The sequence below is a fragment of the Martinezella sp. CNPSo 3964 genome (genome assembly GCF_057784375.1).
Map to the genome: position 1 here is coordinate 533059 of NZ_JBXSOW010000003.1, position 23450 is coordinate 556508.

At 60.6% G+C, this 23450-nt stretch carries 26 protein-coding genes; 14 read left to right on the forward strand and 12 right to left on the reverse strand.

Translation table 11 applies throughout. The features are described from left to right. Positions 1 to 307: 307 nt before the first annotated feature. The 3 genes from AC13Q5_RS12960 (at position 308) to AC13Q5_RS12970 (ending at position 2836) form a co-directional block, all read left to right on the forward strand. Positions 308 to 871, forward strand: a complete 564-nt coding sequence (locus AC13Q5_RS12960) for an invasion associated locus B family protein (RefSeq protein WP_075853642.1) — start codon at positions 308 to 310, stop codon at positions 869 to 871. A 307-nt stretch (positions 872 to 1178) separates the two neighbouring features. Further along, positions 1179 to 2414 carry a dual-specificity RNA methyltransferase RlmN gene (gene rlmN / locus AC13Q5_RS12965; RefSeq protein ID WP_457880662.1) on the forward strand — a complete coding sequence of 412 codons (1236 nt, stop codon included), beginning with the start codon at positions 1179 to 1181 and terminating at the stop codon, positions 2412 to 2414. 5 nt (positions 2415 to 2419) lie between these two features. Beyond that, on the forward strand, positions 2420 to 2836 hold the full coding sequence (locus tag AC13Q5_RS12970) for a hypothetical protein (protein ID WP_075853644.1): 417 nt from the start codon (positions 2420 to 2422) through the stop codon (positions 2834 to 2836). Here AC13Q5_RS12970 and AC13Q5_RS12975 read toward each other — a convergent pair. Together AC13Q5_RS12975 and AC13Q5_RS12980 are read right to left on the reverse strand one after the other, a co-directional pair. Then, positions 2820 to 3461, reverse strand: coding sequence for a LysE family translocator (locus tag AC13Q5_RS12975; protein WP_075853645.1), 642 nt, complete (start codon positions 3459 to 3461; stop codon positions 2820 to 2822). The genes AC13Q5_RS12970 and AC13Q5_RS12975 overlap by 17 nt on opposite strands. Before the next feature lie 68 nt (positions 3462 to 3529). Then, positions 3530 to 4384 (reverse strand): SDR family NAD(P)-dependent oxidoreductase, encoded by an 855-nt coding sequence (locus AC13Q5_RS12980; protein ID WP_488501905.1) that lies wholly within the window; start codon positions 4382 to 4384, stop codon positions 3530 to 3532. Positions 4385 to 4425: 41 nt separating this feature from the next. Here AC13Q5_RS12980 and AC13Q5_RS12985 point away from each other — a divergent pair, with 41 nt between their 5' ends. From AC13Q5_RS12985 to AC13Q5_RS12995, 3 genes are all read left to right on the forward strand, one after another. Next, a complete protein-coding gene (locus AC13Q5_RS12985; RefSeq protein WP_280173829.1) occupies positions 4426 to 4713 on the forward strand; it encodes a type II toxin-antitoxin system ParD family antitoxin in 288 nt (95 codons plus the stop codon). Beyond that, positions 4713 to 5003, forward strand: coding sequence for a type II toxin-antitoxin system RelE/ParE family toxin (locus AC13Q5_RS12990; protein WP_488501906.1), 291 nt, complete (start codon positions 4713 to 4715; stop codon positions 5001 to 5003). Before AC13Q5_RS12985 ends, AC13Q5_RS12990 begins: the two co-directional genes overlap by 1 nt. 119 nt (positions 5004 to 5122) lie before the next feature. Next, positions 5123 to 6346 carry an argininosuccinate synthase gene (locus AC13Q5_RS12995; RefSeq protein ID WP_488501907.1) on the forward strand — a complete coding sequence of 408 codons (1224 nt, stop codon included), beginning with the start codon at positions 5123 to 5125 and terminating at the stop codon, positions 6344 to 6346. A gap of 76 nt (positions 6347 to 6422) precedes the next feature. Here the strand turns inward: AC13Q5_RS12995 and AC13Q5_RS13000 are convergent, their stop codons facing one another. Further along, entirely contained in the window at positions 6423 to 6905 is a 483-nt protein-coding gene (locus tag AC13Q5_RS13000) for a MarR family winged helix-turn-helix transcriptional regulator (protein WP_457880658.1), read from the reverse strand. Between the two features lie 161 nt (positions 6906 to 7066). Here AC13Q5_RS13000 and AC13Q5_RS13005 point away from each other — a divergent pair, with 161 nt between their 5' ends. Together AC13Q5_RS13005 and AC13Q5_RS13010 are read left to right on the forward strand one after the other, a co-directional pair. Then, a complete protein-coding gene (locus tag AC13Q5_RS13005; RefSeq protein WP_488501908.1) occupies positions 7067 to 7708 on the forward strand; it encodes a LysE family translocator in 642 nt (213 codons plus the stop codon). Between the two features lie 98 nt (positions 7709 to 7806). Further along, positions 7807 to 9870: a M3 family metallopeptidase gene (locus AC13Q5_RS13010; RefSeq protein ID WP_457880656.1), complete on the forward strand. Its 2064-nt coding sequence runs from the start codon at positions 7807 to 7809 to the stop codon at positions 9868 to 9870. Between the two features lie 101 nt (positions 9871 to 9971). Here AC13Q5_RS13010 and AC13Q5_RS13015 read toward each other — a convergent pair whose 3' ends face one another. After that, positions 9972 to 10436, reverse strand: a complete 465-nt coding sequence (locus AC13Q5_RS13015) for a MarR family winged helix-turn-helix transcriptional regulator (RefSeq protein ID WP_075853651.1) — start codon at positions 10434 to 10436, stop codon at positions 9972 to 9974. A 92-nt stretch (positions 10437 to 10528) separates the two neighbouring features. On the opposite strand from AC13Q5_RS13015, the gene AC13Q5_RS13020 reads away from it, so the two are divergent. The 4 genes from AC13Q5_RS13020 to ppa all read left to right on the forward strand — a co-directional run bounded on the left by AC13Q5_RS13020 (position 10529) and on the right by ppa (position 14715). Further along, the gene (locus AC13Q5_RS13020; protein ID WP_075853652.1) at positions 10529 to 11248 is read left to right on the forward strand and encodes a glutathione S-transferase family protein; all 720 of its coding nucleotides are present in this window, start codon (positions 10529 to 10531) and stop codon (positions 11246 to 11248) included. Positions 11249 to 11450: 202 nt separating this feature from the next. Then, complete coding sequence (gene typA, locus AC13Q5_RS13025; RefSeq protein WP_075853653.1) at positions 11451 to 13268, forward strand: translational GTPase TypA; 1818 nt, start codon at positions 11451 to 11453, stop codon at positions 13266 to 13268. Between the two features lie 200 nt (positions 13269 to 13468). Beyond that, the gene (locus tag AC13Q5_RS13030; protein ID WP_069613362.1) at positions 13469 to 13975 is read left to right on the forward strand and encodes a GNAT family N-acetyltransferase; all 507 of its coding nucleotides are present in this window, start codon (positions 13469 to 13471) and stop codon (positions 13973 to 13975) included. 203 nt (positions 13976 to 14178) lie between these two features. Further along, positions 14179 to 14715: an inorganic diphosphatase gene (ppa, locus tag AC13Q5_RS13035; protein WP_069613363.1), complete on the forward strand. Its 537-nt coding sequence runs from the start codon at positions 14179 to 14181 to the stop codon at positions 14713 to 14715. Here the strand turns inward: ppa and AC13Q5_RS13040 are convergent, their stop codons facing one another. Then, the gene (locus AC13Q5_RS13040; RefSeq protein ID WP_075853654.1) at positions 14716 to 15033 is read right to left on the reverse strand and encodes a DUF167 domain-containing protein; all 318 of its coding nucleotides are present in this window, start codon (positions 15031 to 15033) and stop codon (positions 14716 to 14718) included. Next, positions 15030 to 15353: a YggT family protein gene (locus AC13Q5_RS13045; protein WP_143525450.1), complete on the reverse strand. Its 324-nt coding sequence runs from the start codon at positions 15351 to 15353 to the stop codon at positions 15030 to 15032. The genes AC13Q5_RS13040 and AC13Q5_RS13045 overlap by 4 nt, the downstream gene beginning before the upstream one ends. A gap of 106 nt (positions 15354 to 15459) precedes the next feature. On the opposite strand from AC13Q5_RS13045, the gene AC13Q5_RS13050 reads away from it, so the two are divergent. Together AC13Q5_RS13050 and AC13Q5_RS13055 are read left to right on the forward strand one after the other, a co-directional pair. Beyond that, a complete protein-coding gene (locus AC13Q5_RS13050) occupies positions 15460 to 16716 on the forward strand; it encodes an MFS transporter (protein WP_457880654.1) in 1257 nt (418 codons plus the stop codon). Positions 16717 to 16726: 10 nt separating this feature from the next. Continuing rightward, on the forward strand, positions 16727 to 17356 hold the full coding sequence (locus AC13Q5_RS13055; protein ID WP_488501909.1) for a poly-gamma-glutamate hydrolase family protein: 630 nt from the start codon (positions 16727 to 16729) through the stop codon (positions 17354 to 17356). On the opposite strand, the gene AC13Q5_RS13060 is transcribed toward AC13Q5_RS13055, so the two are convergent. The 6 genes from AC13Q5_RS13060 to hemC all read right to left on the reverse strand — a co-directional run bounded on the left by AC13Q5_RS13060 (position 17353) and on the right by hemC (position 23427). Continuing rightward, positions 17353 to 18078 carry a glutamine amidotransferase gene (locus tag AC13Q5_RS13060; RefSeq protein WP_075853828.1) on the reverse strand — a complete coding sequence of 242 codons (726 nt, stop codon included), beginning with the start codon at positions 18076 to 18078 and terminating at the stop codon, positions 17353 to 17355. The two genes, AC13Q5_RS13055 and AC13Q5_RS13060, sit on opposite strands and share 4 nt — an antisense overlap. Further along, positions 18071 to 18556 (reverse strand): tellurite resistance TerB family protein, encoded by a 486-nt coding sequence (locus tag AC13Q5_RS13065; protein WP_075853658.1) that lies wholly within the window; start codon positions 18554 to 18556, stop codon positions 18071 to 18073. Before AC13Q5_RS13065 ends, AC13Q5_RS13060 begins: the two co-directional genes overlap by 8 nt. 112 nt (positions 18557 to 18668) lie before the next feature. Beyond that, positions 18669 to 20276: a heme biosynthesis HemY N-terminal domain-containing protein gene (locus tag AC13Q5_RS13070; protein WP_488501910.1), complete on the reverse strand. Its 1608-nt coding sequence runs from the start codon at positions 20274 to 20276 to the stop codon at positions 18669 to 18671. A gap of 128 nt (positions 20277 to 20404) precedes the next feature. Further along, positions 20405 to 21682 (reverse strand): COG4223 family protein, encoded by a 1278-nt coding sequence (locus AC13Q5_RS13075; RefSeq protein WP_488501911.1) that lies wholly within the window; start codon positions 21680 to 21682, stop codon positions 20405 to 20407. Between the two features lie 80 nt (positions 21683 to 21762). Beyond that, positions 21763 to 22491 (reverse strand): uroporphyrinogen-III synthase, encoded by a 729-nt coding sequence (locus AC13Q5_RS13080; protein WP_488501912.1) that lies wholly within the window; start codon positions 22489 to 22491, stop codon positions 21763 to 21765. 6 nt (positions 22492 to 22497) lie between these two features. Further along, complete coding sequence (gene hemC, locus AC13Q5_RS13085) at positions 22498 to 23427, reverse strand: hydroxymethylbilane synthase (RefSeq protein WP_488501913.1); 930 nt, start codon at positions 23425 to 23427, stop codon at positions 22498 to 22500. Between the last annotated feature and the right edge of the window lie 23 nt (positions 23428 to 23450).

The window sequence follows — 23450 nt, forward strand, 5'->3', positions numbered from 1 at the left end:
ATCCTCTCGGCTTTCCAGCGCTTTATGAGGCTCCTCTGATTTTAGCGAGGTCAAATTCTTGCCTGAATCTTTCTGTCTTAAATCGAATCCGTTGGGTGGTACTCCACCATCCGGGTTTTCCAATTCCTTCTTGTGCCTTTCAAACTTCGCGCGATACCTGAGTTGAAATGACACGGAGCCAGTGGCGGGCGGTGCTCCGTTGACGGTTTGGTAACCTGAATAAAGTCAAAATAAGGCAGCTCACGAGCATAGGCGTGCGTAATCGAATCGCCATGAGCTCTGGACCGCAAGAAATCGGCAGGAAACCATGTTTGTAAAAAGCTTCGCAATCGCCCTCTCGCTCGTTCTGGCCGGAACCGGCATCGCGTCCGCGCAGACCAAGAAGCAGAAGCAGACGCAGCAGGCACCGGCCGCGGCAGCCGCAGCGCCGGCGGCTCCCACGCGCATTCAGCAGTTCGACGCCTGGGGCGCGTATTCTTACCAGTCCGCCGGCGGCAAGGTATGTTACGTTCTTTCCGTGCCGACGACCAAGGCGCCACCGACGGGCATCGACCATGGCGACAATTTCTTCATCGTGTCGCAGCGCCCGGGCCAGAACATCTCCTATGAACCGCAGGCGATGATGGGCTATCCTCTCAAGGACAACTCCAAGGTCAACGTCGTCATCGACAACAAGACCTTCGTGATGTTCACCAAGGACAAGGCCGCCTGGGTCGAGAACGCCGCGCAGGAGCCCGCACTCGTCGCCGCGCTGAAGTCCGGCCATTCGCTGAAGGTTTCGGCAACTTCCAAGAAGGGTACCGCCACCTCCTACGTCTATTCGCTGAAGGGCGTCAGTGCCGCGCTGAAGCAGATCGAAAACTGCAAATAAGATCGAGGGCCGAGGGATCACGGTAATGTGATCCTCCCGTTGCCGCGACCGCAATGAACAAGGCCGGTCATGTCGACCGGCCTTTTGCTTTTGAGGGCCGATCTTCGCTTTTGAGGGCCAGCCTTCGCTTTTGAGGGAAAGGGATGACGCGAGCGGAAATTAATGCTAAAGGCCGCGCCAACGATAGGTGTGCGGCAGACAGCTTGCCCCGCCACCGCATGAATCTTCAGATTTCCGTGCCTTGCCCGCATCCGCAGCTTTCGTCAGTTTTTGCGGCATCGCCGATGTGAACCGTTGGAACGATCCTATGTCCGCCACCGATGTCATAACCCCCTCCAGGCTCAAGCCGATGCCCGTGTCGCAGCCGGTCGAGCTTTCGCCGAAGCCGTCGCTGATCGGCCTGACGCGCGAAGAGATGGGTGCCGCCCTCAGGGAAAAGGGCGTTGCCGACAAGCAGATCAAGATGCGCGTCAGCCAGCTCTGGAACTGGATCTACGTGCGCGGCGTCTCCGATTTCGATGCGATGGCCAACGTGTCGAAGGACATGCGCGAAATGCTGAAGACGCATTTCACGATCGCGCGTCCCGAAATCGTCGAGGAGCAGGTCTCCAATGACGGCACGCGCAAATGGCTGCTGCGTTTTCCGCCGCGGGGCGCCGGCCGTCCCGTCGAGGTCGAAAGCGTCTATATTCCTGAGGAAGGGCGCGGCACGCTCTGCATTTCCAGCCAGGTCGGCTGTTCGCTCACCTGTTCCTTCTGTCATACCGGCACGCAGCGCCTGGTGCGCAACCTGACGGCGGAGGAGATCCTCTCGCAGCTGTTGCTGGCGCGCGATCGTCTCGGCGATTTTCCGGATCGTGAAGCACCGCAGGGTACGATCATGCCGGCTGAGGGACGCAAGGTCAGCAACATCGTCATGATGGGCATGGGCGAACCGCTCTATAATTTCGAGAGTGTGAAAACAGCGCTGCTGATCGCCTCCGATGGCGACGGCCTTTCTCTTTCGAAGCGGCGCATCACCCTTTCGACCTCCGGTGTCGTGCCGGAAATCTATCGCACCGGCGATGAGATCGGCGTGATGCTGGCGATTTCGCTGCATGCGGTGCGAGACGATCTGCGCGACATGCTGGTGCCGATCAACAAGAAGTATCCGCTGAAGGAACTGATGGACGCTTGCCGCGCCTATCCGGGTCTGTCGAATGCGCGGCGCATCACTTTCGAATATGTGATGCTGAAGGGCGTCAACGACAGCCTCGAAGACGCCAAGGGCCTGATCCAGCTCCTGAAGGGCATTCCGGCCAAGATAAACCTGATCCCCTTCAACCCCTGGCCCGGCACGAACTACCAATGTTCCGACTGGGAGCAGATCGAGAAGTTCGCCGATTTCATCAACTCGGCCGGCTACGCCTCGCCGATCCGCACGCCGCGCGGGCGTGATATTCTCGCCGCCTGCGGCCAGCTGAAGTCGGAATCCGAGCGCATGCGCAAGACGGAGCGATTGGCTTTCGAAGCAATGATGATCGCCAACCACGGCGAGGATTGAGATCGATGCTCCTTGGACTGCGCAAGCCGATACGCCTCATGTGGGGCTATCTCGCCGCTTGCGCTCTAATGGGCTTCGTATTGGCTTGCGTCGCTGCCTATACTCTGCCGGGGAGCGGAGTGCCGGAGCTTCTGGCGCTGACCTTCGAGATGACCAAGGCCGCAATGATCGTCAGCATTCTGCCATCTCTCGTCGTCATTCCCATCATGGAATGGCGTGGGGTCCGCCGCTGGTTTGGATACGCAATCTATGGCGCGGTTCTTTCGGCCGTGGCGTCTATCCTGATTTCCGGCTCTATGGAAAAGCCTCAGACCCTTAATCTGATCACGATCGCAGTCTGCTTCGCCTTCCTAGGGGCGGCCTGCGCCACCGTTTACTGGTTGATCGCTGGCCGCTATCCGATCATCAACGAGCCTGAGTGAAGAAGATCTTCACCGCGAAAATCGAAAAGACGCCGGCAAAGGCGTAGTCGAGGCCGCGCATCACGCCGCGGTTCCTCTGCAGCCACGACGACAGACCGTCGGCGGCGAGAACGACCAGCGTATTTATCGGCATGCCGATGACGATGAAGAAGAAGCCGAGGAAGAGCAGCTTGTGCGTGACGGCGGGGTCGCCGGCGGTCACGAACTGCGGCAGGAAGGTCATGAAGAAGATGATGACCTTGGGATTCAGGAGATTGACCCAGAAGCCGTTCGAAATGTTGGCGAATGGCGTTCCGCTCACGGCGTCGACCTTCTTCACCGACAGGCTGGAGCCGAAACGGATCGCCTGGATCGCAAGCCACAGCAGATAGGCAGCTCCACCGGTCTTCAGCACGGTGAAGGCAACGGGCGAGGCCGTGATCAGCGCGGAAATGCCAAAGGCCACTAGGCAGGTATGGACGACAACACCGAGGGTCGTGCCGAGCACGACGAACAGCGCTGCCTTCTTGCCCTGCGCCAGCGCGCGGCTGATCGACAGCGTCATGTCGGGGCCGGGCGTCATCGCCAGCAGAAGGCTTGCCGCCGAAAAGGCAAGGAGGGTCGGCAGGCTGGGTATGAAATCCATGAAAGTCGCTCCGAAAGCCGGATGATAGTACTTGGCGTTTTCTTATCCGGCTTTCGGGGGATTGCAAATCAATCCTTCTTTTCGAGGAAGGCCTTGAATTGATCGGCATAGTCGGCGTGCCAGCGCGAGAGCGGCGGGCGGTTCTCGACGATATCGCCGGCGGCCCAGAGCATGCGGCGTTCGTCGACGGGGCGTGCCACGTCATTGTCGGGGCAGAGAATGTAGAAATCGCCGCGCTTCAGGCTTTCTACCATGAAATCGACCGTCTGCTCCGACGTCCAGGCGCCGGCGGGTTTTTCCTTGCGCTCGCCCTTGGTGAGACCGGTGAAGACGAAGCCGGGAATGAGGAGGTGGGCCGAAATCTTCGCGCCTTGCGTATTGCGTAGCTCATGCTGCAGCGCTTCGGTAAAGACCTTCACGCCGGCCTTCGAGACATTGTAGGCAGGGTTGCCGGGCGGCGTGGTGATGCCTTGTTTCGAGCCGGTGTTGATGATCAGGCCGGGTTCGCCATGGGCCAGCATGCCCGGCCCGAAGGTGCGTGTGCCGTTGATGACCCCGAGCAGATTGACGCCGAGGATTGCATCCCATCCCGCCTGGGCGCTGAAGATCGAGGTTTCCGGGCCGATGCCGGCATTGTTCATCAGCACATGCACGCGGCCGAAGCGCTGCAGGACGGCACGTTCCAGAGCTTCCAGCGCGTCTTTACTGGCGACATCGGTTTCGATGGCCATGACATGCTCTTCGCCTGCAATCGTCTTGAGCTCAGCGCTTGCTTGCGCCAGCCGGTCGCCGCCGAGATCGGCAATGACGACGCTCATGCCGAGCGAAGCGAAATATTTCGCCGCGGCGAAGCCGATGCCGGATGCGCCTCCGGTGATGACGGCAACATTGGATTTCTTGAAAATGTCTTGAATATCGGTCACGAGCGGCGCCCTCCTCAGGCATTGTTCGGTCGCCGCCGAATATGGTACTTTCGGGAGCCAAGTCAAACCAGTCGGAGGCCGCGCGCGTGACAAAGCATGTGTCCGTAGAAATCGACGAGCAGATGGATGCGTTCATCGGCGAACAGATCAGTCACGGCAACTACGCTTCGCCGAGCGAGGTCATCGACGCTGCGCTAAAATTGCTGCGCAGCCGGGCGGAAAGAGAAGCGATTGCAGCTGCGATCGCCGAGGGTGAAGCCTCAGGGGAGCCGCAAGAGTTTGATTTCGAAAATTTCATCGAAAAGAAGCGAATGCTGCGTAACCGTTGATGAAAAGATTGATCTTTTCCCCTAAGGCGACGCTCGATATCGATCAGATCTACGATTACACCGAGGAAATGTGGAGTAGCGAACAAGCGGAAAGTTATATTTTCGCCATTCGCGATCATTGTGACGCGTTGATAGCCGGAACAGCTCGCGGTCGTACGATAAATGGCATTAAGCCCGGTTATCTTGCGTTGGTCTCCGGCTCTCATTTCATCGTTTATAAAGACGATGCTCGAACGGTTACAATCATCCGCATCCTGCATCGGCGGATGAATATTGGTAGCCATCTCTGAGCTCATCCTTCGAAGCGCCCGTTCGCGCTTCCCCTTGCGCCTCACGATAATCTCGCTAAAAGTTCCGCGATACAGGTTTGCGGGCCTTTCCCCTGGTCCGCCTCGAAACGGAACTCATCATGGCATCACATAAAGACGTGAAGAAAGTCGTCCTCGCCTATTCCGGCGGTCTCGACACCTCGATTATCCTGAAGTGGCTGCAGACGGAGCTGGGTGCGGAAGTCGTCACCTTCACCGCCGATCTCGGCCAGGGCGAAGAGCTGGAGCCGGCGCGCAAGAAGGCCGAACTGCTCGGCATCAAGGAAATCTATATCGAGGACGTGCGCGAAGAATTCGTGCGCGATTTCGTCTTCCCGATGTTCCGTGCCAATGCCGTCTATGAAGGCGTTTATCTGCTCGGCACCTCGATCGCCCGTCCGCTGATCTCCAAGCATCTGATCGAGATCGCCAAGAAGACCGGCGCCGATGCCATCGCGCATGGCGCGACGGGCAAGGGCAACGACCAGGTTCGCTTCGAACTGTCGGCCTATGCACTCAACCCGGATATCAAGATCATCGCTCCCTGGCGCGACTGGTCTTTCAAGAGCCGTACCGACCTGCTCGAATTCGCCGAGAAGCACCAGATTCCGGTTGCCAAGGACAAGAAGGGCGAAGCGCCGTTCTCCGTTGACGCCAACCTGCTGCACTCCTCCTCCGAAGGCAAGGTTCTGGAAAACCCGGCCCAGGAAGCGCCTGAATATGTGCACATGCGCACGATCTCTCCGGAAGCAGCTCCCGACAAGGCCACCATCATCAAGGTCGGCTTCGAAAAGGGCGATGCCGTTTCGATCAATGGCGAGCGCTTGAGCCCGGCAACCCTGCTTGCGAAGCTGAACGATTACGGCCGCGACAATGGCATCGGCCGTCTCGACCTCGTCGAGAACCGTTTCGTCGGCATGAAGTCACGCGGCGTCTACGAGACCCCCGGCGGTACGATCCTGCTCGCAGCCCATCGCGCCATCGAATCCATCACGCTCGATCGCGGTGCTGCGCACCTCAAGGACGAGCTGATGCCGCGCTATGCAGAGCTCATCTATTACGGCTTCTGGTTCTCGCCGGAGCGCGAAATGCTGCAGGCGCTCATCGACAAGAGCCAGGAACATGTCGAAGGCGAAGTGACGCTGAAGCTCTACAAGGGCAATGTCATGGTCATCGGCCGCGAAAGCCCGAAGTCGCTCTATTCCGACAAGCTGGTCACTTTCGAAGACGACCAGGGCGCCTACGACCAGAAGGACGCAGCCGGCTTCATCAAGCTCAACGCGCTGCGCCTGCGCACGCTCGCCAAGCGCAACCTGTCGAAGTAATTCACGACATGCAGAAAGCCCGCTTCCGGTCGCCGGAGGCGGGCTTCTTTTTTCTTTTGGGGATGGCGGCCTGGAATTAATCCACCGGCCTCAATTCCCGTTCGACTTCCGCGGGTGCTTCGGCCTTCTGAAGATTGCTGCGGAAAGCGCATAGCGCATCATGCAGTTGCACTTGAAGACCCTCCTCGAAGCCCTGCGTCGCATTGCGTTCGACTTCGCAGACTTCCCGGTCGATCTGCCTGAGCTTCGCGTCGGCAGCTTCCGAAAGCACGATCCGCTTGGCGCGGCGGTCGAGCGGATCGGGCTGGCGTTCGATCAGGCCGCGTGCCTGCAACTTGTCCAGAAAAGCGCTGACCGTCATCGGCTCCAACCCCATGCGGGAGGCGATGTCGAGCTGGCGGCTGCCATTGATGGCGGCGACCTGCATCAGCGTCCGTGCTTCACCCGCCGTCAGCCCGAGCCCGGCGACAAGAATGCGTCGCTCGAAGGCCGCTCTGATCAGTCGGGCGCAATCGCTTACAAGAAAAGCGAGTGAGTCCGTATTAATCCTGCTGTTCATAAGCGCTTCCCTACCTACGCTCTTTGATTTTTGGGGCCCCACTACGTTCTTATTGATTTCATCCCACGAACACAACGGCTTCTTGGGACTTAAACGACCGGCCGCTTGACCGGGTCCCGCAGATTGCTACTCTCGCGCGATCACCAGCGGGATCACTCATTATGACGCAATCGCTCGTTGTCGGCGCCTTTCTCGCCGCGCTTTTTTACGTGCTCATTCCTGGCCCGGCCTTTCTGGCGCTGCTCGGCATAGGTGCCGGCCAGGGGCGCAAGGCCGGCGCATTCTTCGTCAGCGGCCATTTGCTTGGCGATCTCGTCTGGTCGACGCTCGCCTTGATCGCCATCGTCGGCGCCAAGACCATCGGCACCTTCGTCTTCGATCTGCTCGGTTTACTGTGCGGCTTCTATCTTGCCTGGATCGGCTGGAGCGCCGTGACGGCCAAGCCGAAGGGCGACGGCAAGGCGCTCGTCAATGTCGACCGCCCGTTCCGTCGCGGCCTCATCTTCGGCGTTACCAATCCGAAGGGATATCCCGTGGCGCTGGCGACGTTTACCGCGCTTGTTGCGGGGTCGGCCGGCGCGCTGACCTTCAGCGCCCTGCCGTTGTTGCTGGTAGTCTCCTTCGCCGGCTTCATAACGGCCGACCTCATTCTCGTTAGCATTATCGGTGCGGGCGCTGTACGCCGCTTCTATCGTGCGCATGAGCGGCTGATCGTGCGCTGTTCCGGCGTCCTTTTCATGGGTTTTGCGGCACAGGCGCTCTGGCACGCCACGCCCGGCCTGCTCGGCTGGCGCAAAGCCTGATCTCGCCATATCAATTTGTTCGGCTCCCGCCATACCAATTCGGCGGGGGTAGCCTTATATCGTGCTTCGGTCAGATGTCTGTCGAAAGGATGCCCCGCATGTCTTCTCCTACCGCCGTCAATCCCGCGCTCATCGAATGGACTGGACATCAGGGGCTGCCGCGTTTCGATGCGGTGAAGGATACGGATTTTGCGCCTGCCTTCGATGCGGCGCTTGCCTCGCATGAGACCGAGATCGACGCGATTGCCGGTAACGGCGAGGCGCCGACCTTCGCCAATACGGTGACGGCACTCGAAATCGCCGGCGACGAGCTGTCGCGCATCTCGGCGCTGTTCTGGAACAAGGCTGGCGCTCATACCAACGAGACGATCCAGGCGCTGGAGCGCGAGATCGCGCCAAAGATGGCGCGGCATTATTCGAAGATCGGCACCAATGCGGCGCTCTTTGCCCGCCTCGACGCTCTCTGGGAAGGTCGCGATACCCTCGGGCTGACGCTGGAAGAGACCCGCGTGCTGGAACGGCACTGGAAGGGCTTCGTCAAGTCGGGCGCCAAGCTGCCAAAAGCCGAACAGGAACGCCTGTCGGCCATCAACGAGAAGCTCGCCGGCCTCGGCGCGCATTTCGGCCAGAACGTGCTGGCGGATGAAAAGAGCTGGGCGCTGCTCTTGTCGGAAGAGGCCGACCTTGCCGGCCTTCCGGATTATCTGCGCGAGGCGATGGCGGCGGCTGCGCGCGAACGTGGCGAAGACGGCAAATATGCCGTCACCCTGTCGCGTTCGATCATCGAACCTTTCCTGGCCTCTTCCGAACGCCGTGATCTGCGCGAGCAGGCCTTCAGCGCCTGGGTGGCGCGTGGCGCCAACGGCGGCAAGACCGACAATCGCGAGATCATCCGCGAGACGCTGGCGCTGAGAGCGGAAAAGGCGAAGCTGCTCGGCTATGCCAATTTTGCCGAACTCAAGCTCGACAATACCATGGCGAAGACGCCGGAAGCCGTGAACGATCTTCTGATGACCGTGTGGGCAAAGGCGGCAGCTCGCGCCGGCGAAGAAGAGAAGGACATTGCGGGGCTGATCGCCGAGGAAGGTCGCAATCATGAGGTCATGCCATGGGACTGGCGGCACTATGCCGAGAAGATCCGGACGCGGAAGTTCAATTTCTCTGAAACCGAGCTGAAGCCCTATCTGCAGCTCGAAAAGATCATCGCCGCCTGTTTCGATGTCGCCGGCCGCCTCTTCGGCATCAAGGCCGTCGAGCAGAAGGGCATTCCGGCCTATCATCCCGATGTGCGGGTCTTCGAGATCCGCGACCGCTCCGACAAGCTCGTCGCTCTCTTCCTCGGCGATTACTTCGCCCGCAGTTCGAAGCGTTCCGGCGCCTGGATGAGCTCGTTCCAGTCGCAGCACAAGCTGCCGCTGAAGAATGGCCATGTCGGCGAATTGCCGATCATCTATAATGTGTGCAACTTCGCCAAGCCGGCGGAAGGCCGTCCGGCGCTGCTGTCGCTCGACGATGCCCGTACGCTCTTTCACGAATTCGGCCATGCGCTGCACGGCATGCTTTCGAACGTGACCTATCCCTCCGTTTCGGGCACCGGCGTTTCCCGCGATTTCGTCGAATTGCCGTCGCAGCTTTACGAACATTGGCTGACCGTGCCTGCCATCCTCAAGGAATATGCAGTACACTACGAGACGGGCGCACCGATCCCGCAGGCGTTGCTCGACAAGGTACTGGCGGCCCGCACCTTCAATGCCGGTTTCAACACGGTCGAGTTCACCTCCTCGGCTCTCGTCGATATGGCCTTCCATACGCGCGGTGCCGTCGAAGATCCGATGGCGGTGCAGGGCGAAGTCCTGGCCGAGATCGGTATGCCGAAGTCGATCGTCATGCGCCATGCGACGCCGCACTTCCAGCATGTGTTCGCCGGCGACGGCTATTCGGCCGGCTACTATTCCTACATGTGGTCGGAAGTGCTCGATGCCGATGCCTTCGCCGCCTTCGAGGAAACCGGCGATGCCTTCAATCCGGATATGGCCGCGAAACTCAAAGGCAACATCTATTCCGTCGGCGGCTCGATCGATCCGGAAGAGACCTACAAGGCCTTCCGCGGCAAGCTGCCAAGCCCGGACGCAATGCTGAAGAAGAAGGGGCTGGCGGCCTGATTTTCGTGTTTCGAACGCAGCAAAAGTCAGCCGCTAGAGGTCAACTTTAGCGACTGACGCTTTTTTGGTGGTGCTTGCTGCGGATTGGTTTGCCCGCTCGATCAGGGCTTGCGCGATAGCATGGCTAACAGCCCGGCCAGCTGATCGGCCTGAGCATCGTCCAGCTTCTCGCCGAAGTGTCGTTGAAGTGCCGGGGCATAGACTGCCCACATGCGGCCGCGCATGGTGCTCCCCGCTTCGGTGATGACGACCCAGCGGCCTCGACCGTCGTCGGAAAATACTTCGCGGTAAACAAGGCCAGCCTTTTCCATACGGTCGAGAAGGCGAGACAGGTTGTGTTGGGCGAGGAGCGTGCGCTCCTCGATCTCATAGGGTCGCAACTTCCCGGCCGCGGCCTGCGTCAATTCCCATAGCACGTCATACCAGCCAAGCGGTGGCAGGTTCGCCGCCTTCAAGTCTTGCTCGATTGCGGCGAGGACGATTTGCTGAGTGCGCATCAGGCCTATCCACGCTCGGGTGATGGCGGGCGAAGGCTGTGGGGTTTTGGCATCTGTATAATCGGGCATGGATGCAATTACATCTATATTGACGGGACTGGCAAGTATGGATATAGATGTAATTACATATATATTGAGTGAAAACTTCCGGAGATACGATCATGCCAGATACGAAATTGGTTCTCGTCAGCCATCACCTGTGCCCCTACGTCCAGCGAGCCGCCATCACGCTTGCCGAAAAGGGCACGCCATTCGAGATCCGCTATGTCGATCTGTCGGCGAAGCCAGATTGGTTTCTAACCATTTCTCCTCTGGGCAAAGTGCCGCTTCTGATCGTTCGGCAGGATGACGGGGCTGAAACGGTTCTGTTCGAGAGCGCCGTGATCTGTGAGTATCTTGAGGAAACCCAGCCGGGTCCGCGGCTCCATCCGGCCGATCCGCTGGCGCGTGCCCGTCATCGCGGCTGGATGGAGTTCGGTTCTTCCATCCTTTCGGACCTGTGGGGATTTGAGACCGCCAAGGATGAGGAAACCTATGAGGCCAAGCGGAAAGCGCTGGCCGATAAGTTTGCTCGCGTCGAGACGGAGTTGAAGGATGGTCCCTTTTTCTCGGGCGAGGCGTTCAGCCTGGTCGATGCGGTCTTCGCGCCGATCTTCCGTTATTTTGACGTGTTCGATACGATCGCACCGACCGGCGTTTTCGTTGGGCTGCGGCGTGTCACGGCATGGCGCGCAGAATTGGCATCACGGCAAAGCGTGCGAGAGGCGGTGACAAGTGACTATCCCGATCGTCTTAAAGTCTTCCTTGTCAATCATGATGCATGGCTGCTGAAAATGCCGCCTGACGGAAGCAAGGAAATCCCCGTCAAGGCCATTGCTTAGATCCGACATAGGCGGCATCTAAGAGCGGAAGCTTTCGCCATCGGCTAGGGCGAGGTTGACATATTCAAGGCCTGGTAGGGCAAGCTTGCCATTGCTTTCTTGCCTCCCCCCTTTCGCATTCGCGAAAAAAAGGGTATGAGCGCGCCAAATGCAATTGGCGTGTTTACCAAACACTGCGCCCCAGCCTCAGAGATTAAGACATATGGCACTTCGCAACATCGCGATCATCGCGCACGTTGACCATGGGAAAACCACCCTCGTCGACGAGCTCCTGAAGCAGTCCGGCTCGTTCCGCGAGAACCAGCGCGTTGCCGAACGCGTCATGGATTCCAACGACCTGGAAAAGGAACGCGGCATCACCATTCTCGCCAAGGCGACCTCGGTCGTCTGGAAGGACACCCGCATCAACATCGTCGACACGCCCGGCCACGCCGACTTCGGCGGTGAAGTCGAGCGTATTCTGTCGATGGTGGATGGCGCGATCGTTCTCGTCGACGCCGCCGAAGGCCCGATGCCGCAGACCAAGTTCGTCGTCGGCAAGGCGCTCAAGGTTGGCCTGCGCCCGATCGTTGCGATCAACAAGATCGACCGTCCGGACGCCCGCGCCGACGAAGTCATCAACGAAGTCTTCGATCTCTTCGCCAATCTCGATGCCACCGACGAGCAGCTCGATTTCCCGATCCTCTACGGTTCCGGTCGTAACGGCTGGATGAACTATTCGCCGGAAGGCCCGAAGGACGAAGGTCTCGGCCCGCTCCTCGACCTCGTCGTCAAGCACGTTCCGGAGCCGACCGTCGGCGAAGGCCCGTTCCGCATGATCGGCACGATCCTGGAAGCCAACCCCTTCCTCGGCCGCATCATCACCGGCCGCATCCATTCCGGCTCGATCAAGCCGAACCAGGCCGTCAAGGTTCTCGGCGCCGATGGCAATCTCATCGAAACCGGCCGTATCTCCAAGATCCTCGCCTTCCGCGGTATCGAGCGTCAGCCGATCGAGGAAGCGCAGGCAGGTGACATCGTCGCCATCGCCGGCCTTTCCAAGGGCACGGTTGCCGACACCTTCTGCGACCCGCAGGTCTCCGAGCCGCTGATCGCACAGCCGATCGATCCGCCGACCGTCACCATGTCCTTCATCGTCAACGACAGCCCCTATGCCGGCACCGAAGGCGACAAGGTCACCTCGCGCGTCATCCGCGATCGCCTCTTCAAGGAAGCCGAAGGCAACGTCGCGCTGAAGATCGAGGAAGCCGAAGGCAAGGACTCGTTCTACGTTTCCGGCCGCGGCGAATTGCAGCTCGCGGTTCTGATCGAAACCATGCGCCGCGAAGGCTTCGAGCTTGCCGTGTCGCGTCCGCGCGTCGTCATGCACAAGGATGAGAGCGGCCAGGTTCTCGAGCCGATCGAAGAAGTCGTCATCGACGTCGATGAAGAGCATTCCGGCATCGTCGTGCAGAAGATGTCCGAGCGTAAGGCCGAAATGGCCGAGTTGCGTCCGTCGGGCGGCAACCGCGTCCGTCTCGTCTTCTGGGCGCCGACCCGCGGCCTCATCGGCTATCAGTCGGAACTTCTGACCGATACGCGCGGCACCGCCGTCATGAACCGTCTGTTCCACGACTATCAGCCCTACAAGGGTGAAATCGGCGGCCGTGTGAACGGCGTTCTGCTCGCCAACGAAGCCGGCGAAGCCGTGGCCTACGCCCTGTTCAACCTGGAAGACCGCGGCCCGATGATCATCGACGCCGGCGAGAAGGTCTATGCCGGCATGATCATCGGCATTCACTCCCGCGACAACGACCTTGAAGTCAACGTGCTGAAGGGCAAGAAGCTCACCAACATCCGCGCCGCCGGCAAGGATGAAGCCGTGAAGCTGACCCCGCCGATCCGCATGACGCTCGACCGCGCGCTCTCCTGGATCCAGGACGACGAGCTGGTGGAAGTGACACCGAAGTCGATCCGCCTGCGCAAGATGTATCTCGATCCGAACGAGCGCAAGCGTTACGAGAAGGCCCGTCTGGCCTGATTGCTATCTCTGATCGAACCATTCGACCCCGGCCATCGCGCCGGGGTTTTTATTTGTATGTTCGGTTTTTGAGCCCTTGTCCTAAAGGTTAAAAAGTCGTTAATTTTTGTTAATGATCCACGGATAAAGCCTGTGGGCAAGCTCGCCATCTTTATGAATGAGGATGGTTAATTCGCGTTGGTAAGACCAGAGTAGACGTTATGAAGACGTTGTCGATTGATGTTCGGCGGGCAGAACCCCATGATGCCCGAGCCATTTCGGAGGTGCACCGCCAGTCCTGGCAGTACACTTATGCCGGCATCATTCCGCATCGCGCGCTCGGCCAGATGATCGAGCGCCGCGGCGAAGCCTGGTGGCGCAAGGCGACCAGCGGGCCGGCGACGTTGCTGGTTCTGGATGTCGCCGGCGAGATCGCAGGCTATGCCACGCTCGGCCTCAATCGCGCCCGCGCGCTGCCGCAGGAAGGCGAGATCTACGAACTCTATCTGCGCCCGCAATATCAGGGCCTCGGCCTTGGGCGCATGCTGTTCGGCGAGGCACGCCGGCTCTTGAAGTCCCTCGGCTGCAAGGGGCTGGTGGTCTGGTGCCTCGAGGAAAACGAAAATGCCTACCGCTTCTATCGCGGGCAGGGCGGCGCGGATTTCTGCGAGGGCATCGAAACCTTCGATCACCGGCAGCTGCGCAAGATCGGCTTCGTCTGGCCCTGAGCGGCACCTACAGCGCCGCGCATCACATATAACGCGCAAAAGGTCGCTACAGCGCTTTAAATCTGCTGCACAATTTTGTCCTTAAATCGATTCCGATCTAAGGAATCATGCAGTAAATCCGCCTGTTTCCCGATGCGTTGTTGCGTTGCGGGATGAATCCTATTATTTGGCTGGCGGCAACCATCCTTATTTAGGGGACAAGCATGCGTATCGACGCGATTTCCATTGGCAAGAACCCGCCCGAAGACGTCAACGTCATCGTTGAAGTGCCGGTCGGCGGTCATCCGATCAAGTACGAAATGGACAAGGAGGCCGGCACGCTGGTCGTCGACCGTTTCCTCTACACGCCGATGACCTATCCGGGCAATTACGGCTTCGTTCCGCACACGCTCTCCGACGACGGCGACCCGATCGACGTGCTGATCGCCAACACCCGCCCGCTGGTTCCCGGCTGCGTCATCAACGTTCGCCCGATCGGCGTGCTGATGATGGAAGACAATTCCGGCAAGGACGAGAAGATCATCGCCGTTCCCGCGCCGAAGCTGACGATGCGCTACGACAAGGTCAAGGAATATACCGACCTGCCCGAGATCACGCTGAAGCAGATCGAGCATTTCTTTGAGCACTACAAGGATCTGGAACCCGGCAAGTGGGTGAAGATCTTCGGCTGGAAGGGTTCGAAGGAAGCCGGCGAGCTCATCGTCGAAGCGATCGAACGCGCCAAGAACACCAAGGCCTGATCAGCCGCCTTCGGTTACGGCGCAAAGCCTTCTTATCAAATCCTCCGGTTCGCCCTCGATCCGGAGGATTTTTTTGCGCGCCGTGTCGCCGCTGATAAGGGTAAGCGTGGATTTGGGGATGCCGAGGCTCTTTGAAAGCAGGGCGATCAGCGCCTTGTTGGCCTTGCCCTTTTCCGGCGCGACGGAAACCCGCGCCTTCAGATGGCATTCACCGTCGCTGCCGGCTTCCAGCCCATCGATCGCGTCACGCCCGCCATTGGGCGTGAGCCGTACGGAAAGCCGCAGGTGATCCGGAAAGGCCTGCCAGGCTTTGCTCACCGCAGGAACATGGGGACGATCGAATTCCACATCAGCGAGCGGATGAAGAAGATGATCAAGAGCAGGATGACCGGCGAGATGTCGATGCCGCCGAGATCCGGCAGGATGCGGCGGATCGGGCGCAGGGCCGGCTCGGTGACCGCATACAGGAAGTTGCCGACGGAATTGACGAACTGATTGCTCGAATTGATGACGTTGAACGCATGAAGCCAGGAAAAGATGGCGCTGGCGATCAAGATCCAGGTATAAAGATTCAAAGCCAGATCAATGGTTTGAAATAAGGCGAGCATGTCCGTCTCCAATTCGCGGTTGACAGACATGTAGACATTGGCGACTAAACGGGCAAGTCCCATGCTCCGAAGCATGTTGAATCATGTTTAAAAGGCCGGCATTTGCGCCAGCGGCCGCGTCGGAAAGTCTCGCCCCATGTCGTTCGCTGCCAGCGGAGACCGGTTTGCCGCCTTCAGGCACGTTGCCTATACTTATTTCTTCTTCGCGCGGTTCTTGACGGCCTTTGCCACGCAGGTCGTCAGCGTTTCCGTCGGCTGGCAGATGTATGAGCACACGGGTCAGCCGATCTATCTCGGTCTGATCGGCCTCGTGCAGTTCCTGCCGTCGCTGTTGCTGATCCTGGTGACGGGTACGGCTGCGGATCGCTACAATAGGCGCCGGATTTCCGCGATCTGCATTTTTGTCGGCACCCTCTGCGCCGCTGCGCTGCTGTTCCTGACCGTATCGGGCACCTTCGCGCCGCTGCCGGTGTTTATGATCCTGACGGTTTTCGGCATCGAGCGTGCCTTCATGACACCGGCCATGCAATCGCTGGCGCCCAATCTCATCCCGCCAGAAGACCTGACGAACGCGATTACGTGGAATTCGATGTCGTGGGATGCGGCCGCCATCCTCGGTCCTGTGGCCGGCGGCCTGCTTTACGGCGTCGGTGCCAATGTCGCCTATACCGTGGCCGTCCTTTTCTTCGCGGCCGGCTCGGTGCTGACCTTCCTGATCCCGAAGCCGCAGCAGCGTGTCGCGCATGAGCGGCGGAGCCTCAACGAGATGCTTGCCGGCTTCCGTTTCATCTGGTCGGAAAAGGTGGTGCTCGGCGCGGTCTCGCTCGATCTCTTCGCCGTACTGCTCGGCGGCGCCGTCGCGCTGATGCCCATCTATGCGCGCGATATACTGGTGCTCGGCCCCTGGGGCCTCGGCATGCTGCGAGCAGCGCCAAGCTTCGGCGCGATCGCCATGGGCCTGTTTCTGGCGACCTATCCCATCCGCAATCGTGCTGGCATCTGCATGTTCGTCGGCGTTGCCATGTTCGGCGTGGGAACCCTGGTTTTCGGCATCTCGCATACGCCGTGGCTGTCGATCGCGGCTCTTGCCATCATGGGCGCCTCCGACCTGATCTCGGTCTATGTCCGCGAAACCCTGATCACGCTCTGGACGCCGGATCACGTCCGTGGCCGCGTCAATGCCGTCAACATGGTCTTCGTCGGCGCTTCGAACGAGCTTGGCGAGTTCCGCGCCGGCACCATGGCGCATTATTTCGGCGCGATCCCCGCCGTCGTCATCGGCGGGCTCGGCACGCTGACGGTCGCCATTCTCTGGGCGACGGGGTTCCCGCAGCTTCGCAGAATCGACAGCCTCAACGCGCCGGACCGTGACGGCGAGCCGCAGACAGCTTGAGGAGTGCGTAATGACGAGGTCGCCGGATCGATACAGTTCGTTTTCGGCGCTTCGTGAGCAGGAGACCGAGGGCGTCGACTACCGCATCCATGTCGAGGATCGATCATCGCATGTTGCCGTTATTGCTCCCCATGGCGGCTTCATCGAGCCTGCCACGTTCGAGATTGCTTTGGCGATCGCGGATGAGAGATACTCGCTTCATTGTTTCGAAGGGCTCGATGCGGCGAGGCTCCATCACGAACTGCACGTCACCTCGGAAAACTTCGACGAACCGGCGGCCTTAGGCCTGGTGGCCAATTCCTCGATCGTGGTTGCCGTTCATGGGCGAACGGATCGGGGCGATCCGGAGTCAAGCTGGATCGGCGGGCTCGATCTATCGCTGCGTGATCTGATCGTAGACGCGCTTCGTCGTGATGGATTTGCTGCTGTTGCGAGGAAGAAGGGAGAGGCGCTTGCCGGAGCTTCCGCCGGCAATATCTGCAATCGCGGCAAGCGGCAGGCCGGCGTCCAACTCGAGATCCCGAGAGGTGTCAGGGATGTTCTCATGAGTGATGCGAAAAAGCTGACGCAATATGCGTCTGCAATCCGTGGCGCGATCGATGAATTCGGCAGCGCGCTTTCGGCGGGCGAGGGGCTTTAGGCCGCCATTGCCTGCTTGCCCTCGAAAACAAGATCGAGGAATTCCGACAGCCAGGCTTTGAGTGCGGCGTCGAAGATCATGCGGCCTTCCAGATGCTCGCGGCCCTGCTGGGCGTTCGGCATGCAGAAGCGATGTTCGCCATGAACGACCCAGCGCTGCATCATTGCGCGCGTGAGCTCCGCATGAAACTGCAGACCCCAGGCATTGGCGCCGTAGCGATAGGCTTGGTTGGGATAGGTGTCGGCCGTTGCCAGCAGGTCGGCGCCGTGCGGTAGCTCGAAGCCTTCGCGATGGAAATGATAGACCATCTGCGGCCAGCGCATCAGCAGCCGGCCTTTCTCTGTCGGCTGCAGCGCATACCAGCCGATCTCGGTCTTGCCGTCGTCGCGCGCCTTCACCTTGGCGCCGAGATGGCGGGCGAGCAGCTGCGCGCCAAGGCAGATGCCGAGATAGGGCCGGTTTTCCTTCAGCGGCACTTTCAGCCAGTCCGTCTCGGCCTTGATGAAATCATCCGGGTCGTTGGCGCTCATCGGGCCGCCGAAGACGACGGCACCCGCATGGGCCTCGAGCGTCGAGGGCAGGCGGTCGCCGAGCACTGGCCGGCGAATATCGAGATCGAAGCCCTTTTCCAGCAGCATCTGGCCGACGCGGCCGGGGCTGGAGCGCTCCTGATGGAGCACGATCAATATCGGGCGGCCAGCGCTCTTCGGCGCTTCAATCATCATTGCCTGTCTCCACCCTCGAACCGGGCGCGCGTGCGGCTGCTTCCTGTCGTTTCATGATGCGTTCGCGGTCGGAAATGCCCATGAGGTCGGCGATGCGCCAGATCGCATGGTCTTCCATCTCGCTGCGCTCGCCGTCGGCATAGACGATATCCCAGAGGATGCCGAGCAGTTCGAGCCGCTGGGTGCTGTCGAGATGGCGCTTCAGGTCCGAGGTGAAGCGATAGTAGTCGACGGCCTCGCTTTCGGCTTCCTCGCCGGCGGCGATCAGCGCGTCGAGCTGGCGTCCGTCCAGACCATATTGGTCCTTCAGGAGCTTGCGCAGCCTCTTCTTCTCGCTGTTCTCGATCTTGCCGTCCGCCTCCATGACCTGGATGCAGAGCGCCGCGACCGCGACACGCGGGTCGTCGGGTGCAAAGCCGGATCTGGGGTGGTCCTGGGTCAGGTTATGAAGGAATTCCTGAAAGCGTTCGAACATCCGTTTCCATTCTCAAAACAAGCAGAGCAGGGTTCTTGGGACACCATGCTCGATCCTTTTGTCTTCCCGCAATTCCGGACGCAGAGCCGCTGCACCCTTTTGCCGGAATTGCCTAAAACAACTTGAGCCGCGTCTTGGATTCCGGTTCAAGCTTGTGATCCTTCACGCCCGGGTCATCGGGCGCACCACCGAAGAAGGGCCTGGGCTCGGCATCCTGCTGTGCTGGCTTCGGCGCTGCTATGGGTGCGCTCGCCGCGGCCTTTGCCACGGCGGGCTCCAATTCCATGACATAGGTATCGGCGGCCGGCGATGCAACTTTCGGTGAGGTCACCTTCTCGTGCGCGGTTGCGGAAGCGGCCGCATTCACCGGCGGCAGCGACTTCAGCGCGGCGTCGACCGACACGGTGGAGCCTTCTTCCACCGGGCCTTCGATCTGACCGAACGGCGCCTTCCATTCGAAGGCGTCGAGACGGCCCGTGATCGGTGAGAGCGGCAGCCATTTTTCCGAAACGAAGCCATCAGCAACCCAGGCGGGGTCGCGTGGCGCGCGCAATGCCTGCGCCATCCAATGGCGGATGCGACCCTGATCGCCGGTTTCGGCCTCCTCGATATCGGCGAGAAGCAGAAAGGCACCTTCGCGCGCATCGATCCGCGCGGCGGCCTCGGCCTTGGCGCGGGCCTTGGCGAAGTCGCCGGCATCCATCGCCGCCTTTGCGGTCAGCAGCAGCGCTTCGACATTGTTCGGGCGGATGGCTTCAAGTCGTTCGGCGCGCTTCAGGCGGTCGAGGACGGAATCGCCGCTGCGAGCCCGCACATAGGCCTTGCCGATTTCGGGATGCGGATGTGCCTTCCAGACCTGTTCGAGCGTGGAGGCCGCCTTGCGCACCTTGTCTTCGCGGAAGAGCGCCTTTGCGGCGATCAGTGCGGCGGGCACGAAATCGCCGACGAGCTTCAAGGCCGCCAGCGCATCGTCGCGCGCGCCAGTGGGATCGTTCTCCAGCCTGTCGCTGGCGCGCGCCGTCAGCAGCACGGCGCGTTGACGATTGGCCGTCGTCTTGTCGACGACCTGAGCGGCCTTCTGCTGATCCAGGAGTTTGATAGCGTCGTCCCAGCGGCCGGACTGGCTGCGATATTCCAATGTCGCCTGTGCTGCCCAGGGAAGGTAGGGCGCCTGGTCGGCGGCCTTCTCGGCATATTGCCGCGCTGCCTCATGCGCACCGAGGCGCTTGGCTTCAAGATAGAGGCCGCGCAAGCCGAGTTCGCGGGTCTCGGGATCGTTGGCCATCAGCTCGAACTTCTGCCGGGCCTCGTCGTGCTTGCCTTCGATCAAAGCGGCCTGAGCCTCGAGCAGATTGATGAGTGGCTCCTGATCGGCGCGGATGAGGCCGCGGGTGCGTGCCGCCATCTTGCGGGCCAGAAGCGAATTGCCGGCGCCGGCGGCGATCAGGCCGGTCGACAGCGCCTGATAGCCGCGATCACGCTTACGGGCGCGGAAATAGCGGGTGACGGAATAGGGCGACGTCCAGATCAGCCGCACGAACCACCAGGCGATCATCACCGCGGCCACAATCGCAATCAGGATCGCGGCGGCGACGATCAGCTTTGTCTGGTAAAGCTGACCTCCCCAGACCAGCGAGAGATCGCCGGGGCGATCCGCCAGCCAGGAAAAGCCATAGCCGAGAGCCAGGACGAGAATGGCGAAGATAAGCAGTCTGATCATTGCTGCGCTCCGTCATTAGAGCCGGATGATTTTAGATCGTAACGATCTAAAATCTGAATCCGCTCTAAAATCAAATAGGTAGAGCATGATGTCGTCCGAAAACCGCTCACACTTTTCGGCATCATGCTCTAGTTCTGTTTCCCGGTATTGGCGATCGCCTTCGACAGGGCATCGCTTACCAGATCCTCGACGCGGATACGGGCCTCAAGCGATTGCTTGAAGGCGGCCGAAGCCGTCTTGGCTGCATCGGGCAGGCTGTTCCACTCGGTCACGGCGCCCGGCAGATCGCCGTTCCTGACCTTGTCCTCGAAGCGGGCGGCGATGGCATCGATGCTGTCACCGGGGACATTGCCGACAGGACGGACCTGAACCAGCGACTTGGCGCCCGACATCAGGCGGCTGCTCCAGCTCTGGTTCGGATCGTCCGTCTGTGCCGTCGCGACGATTGCTGTCGCGACATCGGAAACCTGACGGATCAGGTCGGCACGCGAGGGGACGCCGGTCTGGGCGAAATTCTTGAGAGCGGCAACCGCGGGATCGTCCGGCGCAACATTGGCGAAGGTGTCGAGCTCCGGCTGGAAGGGGCCGCCGCGGTCGATGGCTGCCTTCAAGGCGGCCGCCGCAATCGCGCGGGCAACCGCGCTTTCCTGGCTCGGTCCGCTCAGCTTCTTTTCGGCGTCATCGAGACGTTTGCTGACTTCGGCATCGGAGGTTGCCTGGCTCCGGGTTGCCTTGCTGAGATCCGATTTCAGCTGCTCGACCTCGCTGGTGAGCGAAGCAATCTTCTGATCGGAAGCAGGATTTGCGGCGCTGCCCGAGCCATTTGCCGAAGCACCGTTGGCAGCGCTCGTCTCAAGCGCTGCGACACGGGCGGTCAGCGTCTCGTCCGGCTTTGCGGCCGGTGCGGCGGCGAGATTGGCGATGCTTTGCTTGAGACCGTCGATCTCGGCATTCAAGGCCGTGATCGCAGCGGAATTATCCTTGCCGGCGCGGCCGCCAGGCAGGACGCCCGCATATTGCAAAGCGCCGGCCCCGACGAGTGCGATCAAACCGCCGACGATGCCGGCCGCGATAAGGCCGGAGGTCGATCCCTCTCGCGGCTGCGGGCGTTCGGCATGGGGCGGGATTTCGGCGCGAGACGGCGCGGGATCGGCCTTCTGTTCTACCGCTTGCGGCTCTTCGACTGCGGCTGTGGCGTGCGGCTCGTGGGTGTCCTCGCGAAGCGGTTCCTTCTCCGCTTCAAGCGGCATTTCCACTTCGTCAGCCGAGGAGCCGCCAAGCTCGCCATGGCTGCGCTCGGTCAAATCTTCGGGAGCTGCGTCCTGCGCAGTTTTTTCGGCTTCCAGATCGATCGTGACCGGTTCGTCGTTGGGCTTCGAATGGTTAGGCGTTTTTCGCGATACCATGAGGTCCTCTTTATCATGCGCTGCAACGAAGTTAGACAGACAAGGCGGTTATGGAAAGGCCTTACATCAAAATTGCGACTTTACGCCTGGGTCAGAAGCGCCATAAGCCTGTCTTCATTCGGCATGTCGGCGATATCGACATGGGATCGCAGCCGCTCCGGAACGGCTGCGGCGATGGTTTCGCTCAGGCAGAGAAATCGTGTTTCGGCAAAGATGCCAGGGCTGTGCCGAACGAACGGCAGGCTGAAAAGGCGCTTCGCCGTCTCGTGGGAATAAAGCAGTACGGCATCGGCGCGGGCGTCGGCGAAAAGCCGACAGAGAATGGCGTCGTCAGGGATGATATCCTGCATCCGGTAGCATTCGATGGTCAGGAAAGGCAGGTGCCGTTCCGTCAAGCCGGCTTCGAAGCTGGCCGCCCGCGGAAAACCCGCAAGATAGAGGAGAGGGCCGCTGCTCGGGTCTGAAGGATGGCTGGAAATCGCGGCGGCAAGCTCCATGCCGCCGCCTTCGGATATAGTAATATTGCGGAACCCGAGATCGGCCGCCTCTTTGGCCGTTGCCTTTCCCACTGCGAAGAGGCGGCGATCGAGATGAGGCTTAAGATCAGAGCCCAATAGCGAAAGTGCCCGGATCGCCTCGGCGCTGGTGGCGGCGATGGCGTCCTGCGTGGCGAGCAGCGCTCGTCTCGCTTCCTCGATATTGTGGGCAGGTTCAGCCAGCGGCAGCAATAGGGGCTCGTGCCCCATCTGCGCCAGCCGTCGCATGGTGCGTTCACCCGAATGCCGAGGGCGGGTGACGACGACGCGCATCCTCTATCAGATCCAATCTTCGAAGAAGGTGCTGCCGGCCTCGGCACGGATCGCCTGGCCGGCATTGACGCCAAGCGCCTCGGCATCGCGGCGATGACCTTCGATCGTGGTCGTGTGCACCTGCGTGCCGTCCGGCGTCAGAATCATGCCGAAGAAGCGCAGATGATCGCCTTCGCAGATTGCGTAGCCGGCTATCGGCGTGCGACAAGAGCCGTCAAGCGCCGCCAGGAAGGCGCGTTCGCAGGATACGGCGTCGAAGGTCGGCGGATCATTGATGGCGGCGAGCAGGTTGTTCATCCTGCTGTCGTCGATGCGGCTTTCGATGGCGATTGCGCCTTGCGCCGGTGCGGGCGGGAACTCGTCGGGGTCGAGGATATCGGTGATGACTTCGACATTGCCGAGCCGCTTCAAGCCGGCAACGGCAAGGAGCGTCGCATCCGCCTGGCCTTCTTCCAGCTTGCGCAGGCGGGTCTGCACGGAGCCGCGGAAGGTGATGACGTTGATATCCGGACGCAGGCGGCGGATCAGCGCCTGGCGGCGCAGCGATGCAGAGCCGACGGTGGCGCCATGCGGAAGCTCGATCAATTTCGGCGCCGTGCGGCCGATGACTGAATCGCGCATATCCTCGCGGGGCAGATAAGCGTTCAGCGCGAGGCCTTGCGGCAGCTTAGTTGCCATGTCCTTGGCGGAATGCACGGCGAAGTCGAGCTCGCCCGAAGTCAGCTTCTCTTCCAGCTCTTCCGTGAACAGGCCCTTGCCGCCGATCGCCGCGAGCGAGCGGTCGGTGATGCGATCGCCCTTGGTGGTGAGGACGACGATTTCGAACATCTCTTCCGGAAGACCATGGGCCGCCATCAGACGGTCGCGTGCCTCATGTGCCTGGGCGAGCGCCAGCGGGCTGCCGCGCGTGCCGATCCGGAAAGGTTTTGTTTGCATCCGCTTTGATCCGTTGTTACCGA